10 protein-coding genes, 4 tRNA genes and 3 pseudogenes are annotated in these 13,597 nt (G+C 66.7%); 8 read left to right on the plus strand and 9 right to left on the minus strand.

The genetic code is table 11. The features are described 5' to 3' along the window. Nucleotides 1–77 precede the first annotated feature (77 nt). The 3 genes from H4Q84_RS22790 to H4Q84_RS22800 all read right to left on the minus strand — a co-directional run bounded on the left by H4Q84_RS22790 (nt 78) and on the right by H4Q84_RS22800 (nt 359). A tRNA-Val gene (locus H4Q84_RS22790) sits at nt 78–152 on the minus strand. 17 nt (nt 153–169) lie between these two features. Then, nucleotides 170–243, minus strand: a tRNA-Cys gene (locus tag H4Q84_RS22795). Between the two features lie 43 nt (nt 244–286). Then, nucleotides 287–359: transfer RNA gene (locus tag H4Q84_RS22800), tRNA-Gly, on the minus strand. Between the two features lie 124 nt (nt 360–483). Between H4Q84_RS22800 and H4Q84_RS22805 the strand changes: the two genes are divergently transcribed. Then, the gene (locus H4Q84_RS22805; protein WP_248581339.1) at nt 484–1,305 is read left to right on the plus strand and encodes an aminodeoxychorismate lyase; all 822 of its coding nucleotides are present in this window, start codon (nt 484–486) and stop codon (nt 1,303–1,305) included. Between the two features lie 58 nt (nt 1,306–1,363). Here H4Q84_RS22805 and H4Q84_RS22810 read toward each other — a convergent pair whose 3' ends face one another. Beyond that, nucleotides 1,364–1,798: an SsgA family sporulation/cell division regulator gene (locus H4Q84_RS22810; RefSeq protein ID WP_248581340.1), complete on the minus strand. Its 435-nt coding sequence runs from the start codon at nt 1,796–1,798 to the stop codon at nt 1,364–1,366. Between the two features lie 372 nt (nt 1,799–2,170). On the opposite strand from H4Q84_RS22810, the gene H4Q84_RS22815 reads away from it, so the two are divergent. The 3 genes from H4Q84_RS22815 (at nt 2,171) to istB (ending at nt 5,119) form a co-directional block, all read left to right on the plus strand. Next, nucleotides 2,171–2,242: transfer RNA gene (locus H4Q84_RS22815), tRNA-Val, on the plus strand. A gap of 556 nt (nt 2,243–2,798) precedes the next feature. Further along, on the plus strand, nt 2,799–4,343 hold the full coding sequence (istA, locus tag H4Q84_RS22820; protein WP_248579443.1) for an IS21 family transposase: 1,545 nt from the start codon (nt 2,799–2,801) through the stop codon (nt 4,341–4,343). After that, complete coding sequence (gene istB, locus H4Q84_RS22825; protein WP_248579444.1) at nt 4,340–5,119, plus strand: IS21-like element helper ATPase IstB; 780 nt, start codon at nt 4,340–4,342, stop codon at nt 5,117–5,119. Before istA ends, istB begins: the two co-directional genes overlap by 4 nt. Nucleotides 5,120–5,180: 61 nt before the next feature. Here the strand turns inward: istB and H4Q84_RS22830 are convergent. After that, nucleotides 5,181–5,522 (minus strand): annotated as a pseudogene (locus tag H4Q84_RS22830) (IS3 family transposase); the annotation flags it as partial. Between the two features lie 29 nt (nt 5,523–5,551). Continuing rightward, nucleotides 5,552–6,537: pseudogene (locus H4Q84_RS22835) on the minus strand (IS3 family transposase); the annotation flags it as partial. A gap of 38 nt (nt 6,538–6,575) precedes the next feature. On the opposite strand from H4Q84_RS22835, the gene H4Q84_RS22840 reads away from it, so the two are divergent. Beyond that, on the plus strand, nt 6,576–6,899 hold the full coding sequence (locus H4Q84_RS22840) for a VOC family protein (RefSeq protein ID WP_248581341.1): 324 nt from the start codon (nt 6,576–6,578) through the stop codon (nt 6,897–6,899). A gap of 292 nt (nt 6,900–7,191) precedes the next feature. After that, nucleotides 7,192–8,415, plus strand: coding sequence for an ATP-binding protein (locus H4Q84_RS22845; RefSeq protein ID WP_248581342.1), 1,224 nt, complete (start codon nt 7,192–7,194; stop codon nt 8,413–8,415). 152 nt (nt 8,416–8,567) lie between these two features. Here the strand turns inward: H4Q84_RS22845 and H4Q84_RS22850 are convergent, their stop codons facing one another. Next, a complete protein-coding gene (locus H4Q84_RS22850) occupies nt 8,568–8,894 on the minus strand; it encodes a hypothetical protein (RefSeq protein ID WP_248581343.1) in 327 nt (108 codons plus the stop codon). A gap of 97 nt (nt 8,895–8,991) precedes the next feature. Between H4Q84_RS22850 and H4Q84_RS22855 the strand changes: the two are divergent. Then, a pseudogene (locus tag H4Q84_RS22855) lies at nt 8,992–9,240 on the plus strand (integrase core domain-containing protein); the annotation flags it as partial. A 208-nt stretch (nt 9,241–9,448) separates the two neighbouring features. Here the strand turns inward: H4Q84_RS22855 and H4Q84_RS22860 are convergent. Continuing rightward, on the minus strand, nt 9,449–10,540 hold the full coding sequence (locus tag H4Q84_RS22860; RefSeq protein ID WP_248581344.1) for a LysR family transcriptional regulator: 1,092 nt from the start codon (nt 10,538–10,540) through the stop codon (nt 9,449–9,451). On the opposite strand from H4Q84_RS22860, the gene H4Q84_RS22865 reads away from it, so the two are divergent. Beyond that, a complete protein-coding gene (locus tag H4Q84_RS22865; protein WP_248581345.1) occupies nt 10,539–11,909 on the plus strand; it encodes an MFS transporter in 1,371 nt (456 codons plus the stop codon). The genes H4Q84_RS22860 and H4Q84_RS22865 overlap by 2 nt on opposite strands. Nucleotides 11,910–12,974: 1,065 nt before the next feature. Here the strand turns inward: H4Q84_RS22865 and H4Q84_RS22870 are convergent. After that, the gene (locus H4Q84_RS22870) at nt 12,975–13,580 is read right to left on the minus strand and encodes a PAS and ANTAR domain-containing protein (protein ID WP_248581346.1); all 606 of its coding nucleotides are present in this window, start codon (nt 13,578–13,580) and stop codon (nt 12,975–12,977) included. Between the last annotated feature and the right edge of the window lie 17 nt (nt 13,581–13,597).

Raw genomic sequence — 13,597 nt, forward strand, 5'->3', positions numbered from 1 at the left:
GCGGTGGCCCCTTCATCCACCACGACCGTGGACTTGACCAAGAGGCCCTCGAAAGGGCCTCTGACCTGCGGATATGCTGGTGGGCGATACTGGGATTGAACCAGTGACCTCTTCCGTGTCAGGGAAGCGCGCTACCGCTGCGCCAATCGCCCGGGTCTTGAGTTGTGTGTGGAGGTGGGTACGGGATTTGAACCCGTGTACACGGATTTGCAGTCCGTTGCCTCGCCTCTCGGCCAACCCACCGCGGGGCCCTTCCATGGAAGGACCCGGTGGAAAGACCTCTCCGAGCGGACAACGAGACTCGAACTCGCGACCTCAACCTTGGCAAGGTTGCGCTCTACCAACTGAGCTATGTCCGCCTGCGCTTCCCGACCGGTTGCCCGGCCGTTGGTGCGAGCAGAACAGTAGCCGATGCTCAACGGGCCGCCAAAATCGCCCCCTCAGGGGCGTGTTCCGCACGGGGCCGGTCCCTAGGGTGGGGGCATGAAGGCATGGGTCAATGGTGAGTTGCTGGCCGACGCGAGTGCTCCGGCGCTCGTCGTCACCGACCACGGTGTCACCGTGGGAGACGGGGTGTTCGAGGCCATCAAGGTCCTCGACGGGCAGGCGTTCGCCGTCACCCGGCACCTCCAGCGCCTCCAGCGGTCGGCAGCCGGGCTGGGGTTGCCAGAGCCGGACCTCGACGTCGTACGCCGCGGCATCGCCGCTGTCCTCGAGGGCCAGGCCCTGCCGCTGGGTCGCATCCGCATCACCTACACCGGCGGACCGTCACCGCTGGGCAGCAACCGTGGAGACGCCCCGCCGACGCTCGTCGTCGTCGCCGACTCGATGGGGAAGTGGCCAGTGACGACGGCGGTCGCGACCGTGCCGTGGCCACGCAACGAGCGGGGGGCTCTCGCCGGCCTCAAGACCACGTCGTACGCCGAGAACGTCGTCGCTCTCGCCCACGTTGCTGAGAAGGGCGCGACCGAGGCGATCTTCGCCAACCTCGCCGGCAACCTGTGCGAGGGCACCGGCTCCAACGTCTTCTACGTCGTCGACGGCGAGCTCCGCACGCCCACACTCGAGAGCGGCTGCCTGGCCGGGGTCACCCGCAAGCTCGTGCTCGAGTGGTACGGCGGCCGCGAGGTCGACGAGCCGATGGATGTGATCGACCGGGCGAGCGAGGTGTTCCTCGTGTCGACGACCCGCGACGTACAAGGTGTGCACCGGTGGGACGAGCGTGACCTCGAGTCGCCCGGGCCGGTCACCCGCGAGGCGCGCGAGATGTGGCTGCGCAAGGAGCGCGAGCACATCGATCCCTGATCGATCGCTGGCGGTGAGCGCGTCTCCGGACCCCATGACAGGAGACACGCCCACCGACTCAGCGGGCCAGCAGCTTGTCGATCGCGTCGTCGATGCGCAGATGGCGGCTCTCGGTGCCGGGCGGCACGAGCGCCAGCGAGCGGGTGACGAAGCGGTAGACGTCGTGGGTACGGGCCCGGGTGATCAGGCGGCCATCGGGCGAGCTGAGCTCGATCGACACGATCGCGCGGCCGTCGTCGGCGATGCCGGGGGAGACGCGGACGTCTCCGTCGCCGGCCGGGTCGGTGAGCCCACGCTGGAGCAGGTCGCGGCTGAACGTCCAGGGCAGGTCGCCGCCGCGGGTCAGGAACCTGATCGTGACGGCGTACGGGTCGGTCTGCTCGTAGGAGAAGACAGTGTCGAGTGCCTGCGCACGACCCCGCGAGTCGACGCACTCCATCGTGATGTCCTGCTCTACGGCCCCCGTAGCGCGACGCTCGAAGAGATGTCCCACGGCCTGTTCCCTTGTTCGAAGTCCCCCTGACACAGAGGAGACGCCATCCTGATCGGTCTATGACGCCGCTATCTGATGACTTCTCCCAGACGTTCCACGGCATAGTCCTCGAAAACGACTCGTCTGCTCCTGTCAACGTGTCGGCATGGGCACGCACCAGGTCACCCGCCGGACCGTCCTCGCAGCCGGCGTCGCCGCGCAGCGCACGTTCAGTCGTGCCGACTCCGGCCCGGCCGATCGTGTGCGACGGGTCGCCGTACAACGTCGGCGGGTACTTCTTCGACGCCGTCGGGAGCACCCGGTCACCGCCGCGCAAGCACTGACCCCGGGTTTGGGGGCTTGCGGAAGGCCGCGATAGTGTCCTCCCCGCAGGGGCGATTGGCGCAGTGGTAGCGCGCTTCGTTCACACCGAAGAGGTCACTGGTTCGAACCCAGTATCGCCCACAACAGAACATACAGGTCAGAGGCACAAAGAGGCCCTCGTACGCGGCGACGCGAGCGGGGGTTTCGTGCTTGTCTGACACAGTTCTGACACAGCGCCACTATCGGCACCCTGCGGTCGGGGCTGCGGTGTCCCTATCCGTACCATCCGATGGACGCGCGAAGCACCCCACATGGCCCTAGAGCGTCGTCGTAAGCGTGAGTCGCCGCTTGTGGGGGGTGCTGTTGGGTTGGCTGGTTAGGTCCTCCGATGCCCCGGCCCCCACCCCCCTCAGAAAATTCGGGACTGCTGCACGATCGGGTGACAGGTTGGGTCACGCAGCCTGAGTGGCTGGCGTGGTCATGATGGTCTCGTACTCGATGGGGGTCAATCGGCTGAGTCGGTCTTGTAGGTGTGGTCACCTTCTCTGGCCCCGGTTGAGTGCCTGATCGTCACGAATGTTGGCCCCGGCCCTGGGTAGTGGTGCCGCTGGCTGGGTGGGATGGCGTGTCGTCGCGAATGTTGGCCCCACCCCGGTTCGGATCTTCATGTCGATGTCGTCGTCGTGGAGGTCTTCAGGTGGGATCACGAGTGGAGTTGTTCGAGCAGATCCGTCGTGATCGGCGGCTAGAGGAGATGTCGATCCGCGAACTCGCGGATCGACACGGGGTGCACCGCCGCACGGTGCGCCAAGCGCTCGCGTCATCGGTGCCGCCACCGCGACAGACGTACCCGGCGCGGGCACGGCCGGCGATCGATCCGTGGCGGGAGGTCATCGACGGGTGGCTGATCGGCGACCAGGCGGTCCATAGGAAGCAGCGGCACACCGCTCGACGTGTCTGGCAGCGGCTCGTGGCCGAGCACGGCGCGAGCGTGTCGGAGGTGACCGTCTCGCGCTACGTGGGCCTACGCAGGGTCGAGCTGGGGATCGTGGATCAGGAGGTGTTCGTCGCCCAGGAGCATCCGCCCGGCGCTGAGGCCGAGGTCGACTTCGGTGAGTTCCAGATCGTGCTGGACGGGGTCGTGGTGAAGGTGTGGATGTTCGTGATGCGCCTGTCCTGTAGCGGGAAGGCGTTCCACGTTGCCTACGGCAACCAGGCCCAAGAAGCATTCCTCGAAGGACACACGGCGGCGTTCGAGCACTTCGGTGGCGTGCCGGGCCGGATCCGCTACGACAACCTCAAGCCCGCGGTGACCCGAGTGCTGAAGGGCAGGGACCGCGAGGAGTCCGAGCGGTTCATCGCGTTGCGGTCCCACTACGGGTTCGACTCGTTCTTCTGCATTCCCGGCAAACAGGGCGCACACGAGAAGGGTGGTGTGGAAGGCGAGATCGGCCGGTTCCGCCGCCGCCATCTGGTCCCGCCACCGAAGATCGCGACGCTGGTCGAACTCGCCGCTCTGGTCGCAGCCGGCGATGTCACTGATGACGACCGGGTCATCACCGGCCGCACGAGCACAGTCGGTGCCGCGTTCGCCACCGAGCAGCCGACCTTGATGCCGCCACCGGACGAGGCGTTCGATCCGCGGGTGATCGAGTCGCGTCGCGTGGATCAGCGGGCCCGGGTGTCGATCCGCCAGTGCCACTACTCGGTGCCCGCCCGCTACGCGGGCCGACGCTTGAGCGTCCGGTTAGGCGCGGCCATGGTCGAGGTCCTCGACGCAGGCAAGGTCGTCGCGACCCACACCCGCGCCATCGGCCGGTATGTCCAGGTCCTCACCCTGGATCACTATTTGGAAGTCCTCGCGCGCAAGCCCGGCGCTTTCCCCGGCGCCACGGTGCTGGCCCAGGCCAAAGCGGCCGGCAGTTTCACCACCGCCCACCAGGGCTACTGGGATGCAGCCCGCGCTGCGCGTGGCGATGGCGACGGGACTCGGATGTTGATCGAGGTCTTGCTGGCCCACCGGACCCTGCCCGCAGCGGCGTTAGTGGTCGCGATGGACGCCGCCGTCACGAGCGGGGCACTGGACCCGCAGGTGGTGATCATCGAGGCCCGCCGGGCCGCCACGGCGCAGGTCGCACTGGTGGTGCCGATCAGCGCCTTGGCCCGCTACGACCGGCCAGCCCCGACCCTGAGCAGCTACGACGATCTCCTCACCACCGCGACAGCAAGGACCGCGCCATGACAACCAAGACCAGCACCGACACCGCAGCCCAGGCTTCGATCAACGCCGCGGCCCGCGAACTGCACCTGCCCACGGTGCGCGCCGAAGCCGAACGGCTGGCCGAGATCGCTGCCCGGGAGCGCCAGACCCACCGCGGCTACCTCGCCGAGGTGCTCGCCGCCGAGGTCGACGACCGGACCGAACGCCGCCGTACCCGACGGATCAACGAGGCTAAGTTCCCGCGGATCAAGCGCCTGGCCGAGTTCAACATCGACGCCGTCCCGTCGATCACACCAGCCACCCTGGGACACCTGGCCGCCGGGAACTACCTCGACGCCGGCGAACCTGTCGTGATGCTCGGTGACTCCGGGACCGGGAAGACACACCTGCTCATCGGACTCGGACTGGCCGCCTGCGAGCAAGGGCGTCGGGTCCGCTACGTGACCACCGCGCACCTGGTCAACGAACTCGTCGAAGCCGCCGACGAACGTGTCCTGTCCCGCGTCGTCGCCCGCTACGGAAGGCTCGACCTGCTCTGCCTGGACGAACTCGGCTACGTCCAGATCGACCCCCGTGGCGCCGAGCTGCTGTTCCAGATCATCACCGAACGCGAGGAACGCGCAAGCATCGCGATCGCGACCAACCTGCCCTTCAGCGAGTGGGGAGCAGTGTTCCCCGACCCACGGCTCGTCGCCGCCATCGTCGACCGGGTCACCTTCAACGCCCACATCCTCGAGACAGGCACCCAGTCCTACCGACTACGCACCAGCAAGAACACCCGCCGCCGCGCCAACTGACACAAGGGGGGCCAACATTCACGCCGCCAGCCGGGGCCAGAGATCTTGACGAAACGCAGTCTTGGCGTCGGCGGCGGTGGTAGGTCCTTTCGATCCATGTGACGATCGCGATCCGGAGCGCTTCGCGGGTGGCCCAGGTGCGTTGGTTGAGCACGTTCTTCTGCAGGAGCGCGAAGAAGCTCTCCATTGCGGCGTTGTCGCCGGCTGCGCCGACGCGGCCCATGGAGCCGACTAGGCTGTGACGGGTCAATGCGCGGACGAACTTCCTGGACCGGAACTGCGACCCGCGGTCCGAGTGGACGATGCAACCAGCGACGTCGGCGCCCGTGGCTGCTCGGTGTGCGACGGCGTTGTCCAAGGCGGCAACCGCCAGCCTGGACTTCATCCGCGAGTCGATGGAGTGAATCGCCCTGGGTCTGATGGAGACTCGGGCTATTGGATTTCGACCAGGGGGTGGTCGGTCCGTTTCGTAGCGTAGAGCGCCTGCTCGAACTCTGCTGGTGGGACATCGTTGAGGTAGCCGTGCAGGCGGTCGTGGTTGTGCCAGTGGACCCAGCTCAGGGTGGCGAGCTCGACATCCTCGACGGCCTTCCACGGCCGTCCATCGCGGGCGGGACCACGGATCAGCTCGGCTTTGTAGTAGCCATTCACGGTCTCGGCCAGAGCGTTGTCGTAGCTGTCGCCGACGGTGCCGATCGAGGGAACCGCACCAATCTCGGCGAGACGCTCGCCGTAGCGAACGGACGTAAATTGCGACCCGGCATCGCTGTGACACCGCAAGCCCTCGAGCTGGGTGCCGCGTGACCATCTGGCCATCTCGATCGCGTCGAGAACCATCGTGGTCCGCGTGTGCGATGCGACCCGCCAGCCCACGATCATCCTCGAGTAGGCGTCGATGATGAAGCAGACGTAGGCGACGCCAGCCCAGATCGGCACGCAGGTCAGGTCGGTGACCCACAGCTGGTTCGGGGCCGTGGCGGTGAAGTCCCGGCCCACCAGGTCGGCGTGCCGCGGCATGCCCGGGTCGGGCTTGGTGGTGCGGACCCGCTTGGTGCGCCGCACCCCTTCGATCCCGGCGGTTCGCATGAGGCGCGCGACCTGGTCGCGGCCGACGTCGTGGCCGCAGCGCCTGGCGGCCTTCCAGACCTTCCGGGCACCGTAGACCCGGTAGTTGTCCTCCCACAGCGCCCGGAAAACCGCGCCGAGCACCTCATCGCGCTGGGCACGGGCCGACGGTTGCCGGTTCTTGGACTCGTAGTAGCTGCTCGGGGCCAGCTGCAGCACGCTGCAGATGAGCTCGACCCCCAGACGCCGGCCCGCGACGAAGTCGTCGCGGTTGGCGTCAATGAACGCGGCTACTTCTTGTGCTGGCGGTCGAGCTCCGCCCCGAAGAAGCTGGCGGCCCTCTTGAGGACCTTCAACTGCCTTGTCATTTGATTGCCCTGAGCCCCGCGCCTTGGCCGACTTCTACGAACAGCTCATGGGCCTGGACCGTGTCGAAGCCAGCGAGGAGTGGGTGACGCTCGGAGACGCGGCGCTGCCGCCCCGGATCGCGCTGCAACGGGTTGCTGAGTTCGTGGCGCCAGACTGGCAGTCGCCCAATGCCCCGCAACAGATGCACGTCGACGTCTTGGTGGAGAATCTCGACGTAGCTCAAGTGGCGGTGCTCAGTCTCGGCGCCAGACTCCTTGATGGCTCGGACAAGCCGATCGGCTATAGGGTCTACGCCGATCCAGTTGGTCATCCCTTCTGCCTTGTGACTCCGGAAGGATTGGCCTGAATAGAGCGCACGCAATTCGCCACAAGCGGATCCCATGCGGGACAGGCCGCGTTGATCTCGGCAACTCGCACCAGCCGCTCGAAGTCGTTCCGGTAGTGGTTCCATATACGGGATGTCCGGGCACGCAGATGAGCGAGCGCGTCAACGAGGCACTCTTGGTCGAGCCGGGTGGGCATCATTGGCGCACGCTCCGACCAACGCCTACGTCGCGGCTGCCGCTACGAACTGCGTAGCGTCCTCCTGATTGCCGAAACCGGATCGGCGCGTCCGAGGCGACTGTTAGACATCGTGCATGCCTGAAGACCGTCGCCGCCCGAGGTACTCGCGAACCAGCGCCGAGGCCAAGCGCATGCTAGCTCTTGGTGAGTCCGGACACTACGAGTTCAAGAGCGCCCTCAACTCGGTCACGCCTGCCCTCTTCGCCACGCTCGCCAACTGGGTTGCCCTCGACCCGAGCCGCAAGGTAGCGCACCTGCTGGTCGGCGTGAAGGAGCAGACCGATGAGGCGACTGGTCTCGTCCGCGGCGTCCCATCCGGTCTCCCCAGAGGACTGGACAACGCCGTCGACGTGATTCAGAACAAGGCCAAGGAAACCTATCCCATCCCCGTGGACATCTTCGTGGTCGAGGAAGGAACCAAGGAGGTGTTGCCGTTCGTCCGGGTAGAGATACGCCCGACCATGCCGCCGCATTACGACGCCGAAGGGCGCCGACAGACCCGGCAGGGACGTTCCACTCGAGCGCTGACAGACGACGAGTTGTTGCGCATATATCTCGACCGCGAAGCTGGCAGCTTCGCAGCCAGGTTCCGCCAGACGTCGGATGAGCTTCAGGCCGCGGTCGGCACGGTTGGGACGCAGGTCGACCAGATCGCTCAAGCCATCAATGTCTCAATCGCCCAGCCGATACTGGAGCTCACGGTTACCGCCCGTCGGGCAGCGAGCGCGGCCGACGCAGCTGCCGACTCGGCGACCGCAGCGGAAGAGGCTTCCTCGTCCGCGGCGAGCGCCGCGTCTTCGGCGGAGAGCACCGCCGATTTGGTGGGGTTCGATGTCCGCAAGGTCGAAGGGCTCGTGAACGACCTGTACGACGTCGTCGAGGATCTGCGAGAGAACGCGCCCGAGTTCCTCGCCGCACGGGTCGTGACGTTGCGACGCGACGTTTGGTGGAAGTTCACCGTCGACACGTGGGAACGCACCTCGGACCAGGCGCAGCGGTTGGCTCGCCGGCTGAACGAGTTACTGTCGGGCGAAATCGCTCTCGACGACGCACGCAACACTTGGGAGCTTCGCGTATGGAAGCACCTGCTCTCTGACCGTGAAGCTCAGCGCGGCCAGCGGGGCACGCTGAAGTGGTGGGAAGCCGTGATGAAGACGGTCAATGAGTACTCGGAACACCCGACATATCAGGCACCCGAACTGCCGGACCTGCGCGCCGAGCTTCAGGCCGACCTCGACCGATTCATGGAGGATGAGACCAGCGAGACGAACCGTTTCCGCAAACTTCTCGAGCCTTAGGGCCCGCGACGAAACGATCCTCCCTCGGTTCCATGGAATGAACCGAACTGGGTCAGATGGAGACCCTGGTGCGTCCGGAGACTCCAACCAACAGCGACCGGAGCAGGTTCCGCGCGTGGGAAGACATCCATGGACGCATCTCACCGGACCGGTCAGCTGCCGATCGCCGTCGCAGCGAAGCCAGCCCAGCGGGCCTCGTGCTCGGAGGTCACGACGACCCAGTCCTTCATTGGGCGGCCATTCCCCGATGGGTCGAACAGGACCGAGCCGCTGAGCGACAGGGCTTCGGCATGGACGTCGGGTATACCGGCGAGTTTGAAGACCACCCCGCCATCGAACGCGCCGATCACCGCCTTGCCGGCGGACTTCAGGCACGGCATGCCGAACAACGAACCCGGTTCGAGGTCGGGGAACTCAGTGAGCAGGTCGTCGACGAGTCCGTCGTAGGCCGGCGAGGTCACCTTCTTCGGGTTGGGCATGGAGAAAACAATATCGCCCGAGCCCCGGTTGTCGCGCCGAGCATTGCATCCACCAAAGGATTCCCGTAGGCGGATCGCGCTGCGGTCGCCGGCCGGGACGATCTGTCACTCCGATAGGCGCAGTCAATTTCGATCCAAGAAGGTCATGCGGATCTTGAAGAACCACGGTCTGGTCGGATCGATGGGCCGCGTCGCCTCGGCCGGGGACAACGCCGCCATGGAGAGCTTCTTCTCGCTCCTGCAGAAGAACGTTCTCGACACGAAACGCTGGGACACCCGCGAGGAACTGCGGCTCGCGATCGTCACGTGGATCGAGACCAAGTACAACCGACGCCGTCGTCAAAGAAACGAGCTCAAGCCGACCGGCTGAGCCATCAAACCCAGCCTCCGGAAACTCCGGGGCGGTTCAAAGAAACGAGCTCAAGCCGACCGGCTGAGCCATCAAACCCAGCCTCCGGAAACTCCGGGGCGGTTCAGTCCCCAGCGGGGTGGCGGTCGCCGTCGGTTCCTGGGGAGCAGTAGGACTCTCACCGGTTGTGCCCTGTCGCGATTCTTCATCGATCTTCTTGGGCATGGTGCAATGGCATGATCCTTCGGAAACGGACAGGTCCAGGGTCTTGTCGCTTCCGCTGACGCGTGGCGCCGGCGATTTCGGCTCCCAGACCTGGTTTGGCACCGGTCGCCATCGCGCTGCCTGCGGCGTACAGCAGGTCGCGCACATCGGGGTGCCTGTCGGCGCCGGGCTGCCATGCGAGACGGAGCCAGGAGTCCAGCGGGCGGGTGTCGACGGGGACGGGGACGAGAGTGCCGGCTGCGATCTCGTTGGCGACGGCAAACTCGGGGAGCATGACGGCCGCCAGCCCGTGCACCGCCCAGCTGCGGGCGATCACCAGACTGGGCAGCCGCTCCAGGACGAGCTGGGGCAGAAAGCGCTCGATGCCTACGTGCATCGCGCAGACCTTAGGGCCGATAGCGACGCGGTGCTGGGACAGATCGGCGAGTTCGAGGCCCGTCTTCCCGGCCAGCACGTGCCCGGGTGCCACGGCGAGGACGGTGGAGACCGGTGACAGCTCGGCGAACTCGAGGCGCTGGTCATCGACATCGGAGAGTACCCAGGGCCCGCCGTGCTCACGGGCATCGAGAATCAGACCAGCGTCGGTCTCGCCGGACCGAATCTCGGCGAGGACGTCCGCGCGGGTCGGCAGCACGCTCACCTCCACCTTCAGATCGGGCCGGCGCTGTCGTAGCGCATTCAACAGTGCCGGGACCTGAGTTGCCACGATGTGTTCGGTACCGCCGACCCGGAGCGGCTTGTCCGCCCCGATCACAGCTCGCCGGGTGTCGTCCCACTCTGCCAACAGCCCCGGCGCCCGCTCGGCGAGGCGGGAACCTGCCGATGTGAGGCTCATCCCCGCCGGGGATCGGACGAACAGGGCGATCCCCAGGCCGGCCTCGAGCTGACGGATGTGGGCCGACAACGAGGACGGCGCCAACTCCTGGGCGATGGCGGCATCGGTGACCGTGCGGTGTCTCACCACCGCGAGGAAGGAGCGCAGGTGGCGGGGTTCCATGTGCGCTGGAACCGAATGAAGCATTCGGGTATTCCGGTGGAGACGTTGGACTGTCCGCGGAACCGTGGACGGCATGGACACCACAACGCCCGGCAACGAGGCCCTGCAGCCGGAGACCATGTCGGTCCGGGGCTCCCTCGGCCCGCTGATCGGGCTTTCTCTTGGCTACTTCATGGTCCTGCTGGACAGCACCATCCTCAACGTCGCACTGCCGTCGATCGCCACCGATCTGGGCGCCAGCGTGAGCGGTCAGCAGTGGACTGTCACGGCGTATCTGGTGACCTTCGGAGCGTTCCTGTTGTCCTCCGGTGCCGTTGCCGACTGGATCGGCGCTCGGCGTACGTTCCTCATCGGCTTGGCCGCGTTCGGCGCGATGTCGCTGATGTGTGCGCTCGCTCCCAACCTGCTGACGCTGGTGGTGTTCCGGGCTTTGCAAGGTGCGGCTGCAGCGCTGATTCCAGCCTCGACGCTGTCGCTGATCGGCGCGATGTACGTCGACTCGGCGATGCGTCACCGGGCCGTCGGCCTGTGGGCGTTGCTCACTGGCGTTGGCTTCGCCGCCGGACCGCTCGTGGGTGGTGCCGTATTGGCAGTGGGCTCGTGGCACCTGATTTTCTCGGTCAATGTCCCGATCGCCTTGATCGCGCTGTTGTGCTGTCGGGGGCTGCCTTCTCCGGCTCGGGGATCCCAGCGGCTCGATCTGCTGACCCAGGTCATCGCCGTCGCCTTCTTCGGTCTGCTCATCAACGCGCTCATCCAGCTCGGTCAGGATGTGCGGTACTGGTGGTGGGTGTTGCCCGCGGCCACGGCGGCGTTGGCGTTCTGGGGGAGCGAACGACGCTCAAGCGCACCAGCGATTCCGTTGTCGTTGTTTCGGGTGGCGACAGTGCGTCGGGCGATCATCACCGGATTCGGCATCCAGATCATCATGGCTGGCGCGCTGTTCGTACTTGGCTTGCACCTGATCGATCGCCGTGGCCTGAGCCCCGTGGGTGCCGGTGCAGCGTTGCTTCCGTATGTCGCGGGCCCCTTGTTTGGCGCTCGGGTCGGGAGGTTGGTTGTGCAACGGGGGTTGCGGACTCCGCTGATGTGGGGTCTGGCGTTGACGACGATCGGCATGATGGTCACGGGCGCTGCCGTGTTGACCCACGCCCCGCTGGTGGTGGTCATGGTCGGTCTGCTCTGTGCCGGTCCCGGATTGCCGTTGACGCTGGTTCCCCTCACCTCTCAGGTGGTCGGTGGTGCACCTCCTGGAACCGCCGGCGTGGCTGGAGGTCTGTTCAACGCCGCCCGGCAACTGGGCGGAGCGCTCGGGGTGGCCGTGCTGGGCGCGTTCGTCCATCGCTGGAGCGCCGGCACGGGGGCCGGTTGGGCGCTGATCGTTGCCGGGGCAGCCGCGGTGGTGCTCTGGGGGTTGTGCGCCCGCTCCGCCACCGCGGACTGAGAGCGGACCGAGCCGGGCCGGTCAGGCTGACGAGGTCACACCGGCTCTCGCCAGGTACCGCGCGGCCGCACGGGTCCTGGGTGCTCGCCGAGCCGCTGCTACGCCTCGGCGGATTGGACGGGCTAGAGGTGGGTCCCCACCTGAGGCGTCGATGGTCTGCGCCGTGATCCACGCTGCCTGGTCGCCGCCGAGATAGCCGACGACGACAGCGATGTCGCCAGGGGTGCCGAGCCTGCCGGCCGCAGGCATGCCGCTGCGTTCGCCCGGGCACCGGGCAGGTTGATCCAGTCAGCGTTGATCTTGGTGTCCACAACCCTGGGTGAGACGGCATTGACGGTGATTGCGCGGGCGGGCGAGGTCGGGGGCGATTGCGCGGACGGCGCTTGAGTCGGGCTTTGGACGCGGAGTAGGCGACGTGCGTGGGTGCCGGGATTCCCCGGTATCCGGTCGACATGCCCACGTCGCGGCCGTTCTCGGTGAGGTGATGGATCAGCGAGGTGAGAAGGAACAGTGGGGCGGTGAGGCTCACCGCAAGCACGCGCGCTCAGGTGTCAGCGTCGAACTCGGCGAGGGTCTGTGCGCCGTTGATGCCGGCATTGCTGACCAGGATGTCCGTCCTTGCGTGACCGAGTGCCTCGACCGCTGACTTCCACACGGCCCCCATGGCACAAGTGGCCGCCTCCCCGTCTGTCGAGTCGGCCTGGAGAGGACCGTGGTTGCGCCGTGCGCACGTACGCGGTCGCCCGAGGCCTTGGCTGCGGTGTGGTCGCGCTCGTAGTGAATGCCGATCGGGCGCCATCGCGGGCCAGTCCGGTGGCGATGGCAGCGCCGATGCCGCGCGATGCGGGCCGCCCGCCCTCGTTCGCTCTGACACCGCCCTGGGGGCGACCCTCCTGCTGTTCTGAAAGCACGGCTACGAAGGCGCGAGCTTGCCCGATTGCAGGAGGCGACGGGTCTGACGGCTCCCGGAGACTCAACTCCTCGCGCGCGGACTGATACGAGGCTGAGGTATGCCGGAACAGCGGTCGCGGCCCCCTGGTCGGGCAGGCAACACGCCTCCGAGCGCTAGTCGTGAGCGGGCGTGCCTTCATCGGTCGCTCGGTGCGACGAGACGTCGTGCAGCAAACAGTCCAGGGATCGACGGATCTCATCGTGGCTGGTCTGCCCCTGGCTTGCTGCATCGACGAGGCCTTGGGCCAGCTCGCGAAGCTTGATGTTCTTGTTCTGCGACCACCAGCGGAGCAGCTCGAATGCCTGGTCCGCATCGAGCCCGTAGGCAACCATCAGTCCGCCCACGGCGCGGTCGATCGTGGCTCTGTGCTGGGCCGACTCGGCCACTGCTTGCTGTGCGAGCTCGGCGCTCTCGTGGCGGAAGTCCTCGGTGAGGTCGATGTAGTAGCCCTCGATCGAGGTGACATCTCCTTCGCCGCCACACACTCCCGCGTCACAAATGAGCAGAACCTTGCGTTCGGTGCCATCGGCGGCGAGGAGGCGGTAGGCGGCGCTGAAGGGCTGCGCGTCCTTGGTGGCCTGCTGCAGGATCGCCTGGACTCGTTCGCGATCCTCGGGATGCTTGCAGGCCAGCACGTAGTCGGTGGTCGGGACGACGGACCCGGGCTCGAGCCCGTGGATGCGGTAGACCTCGTCGTCCCAGTCCCACTGGTTCGACATCGTGTCGTAGGTGAACC

The sequence above is a fragment of the Nocardioides sp. InS609-2 genome (assembly GCF_023208195.1).
Taxonomy (GTDB): domain Bacteria; phylum Actinomycetota; class Actinomycetes; order Propionibacteriales; family Nocardioidaceae; genus Nocardioides.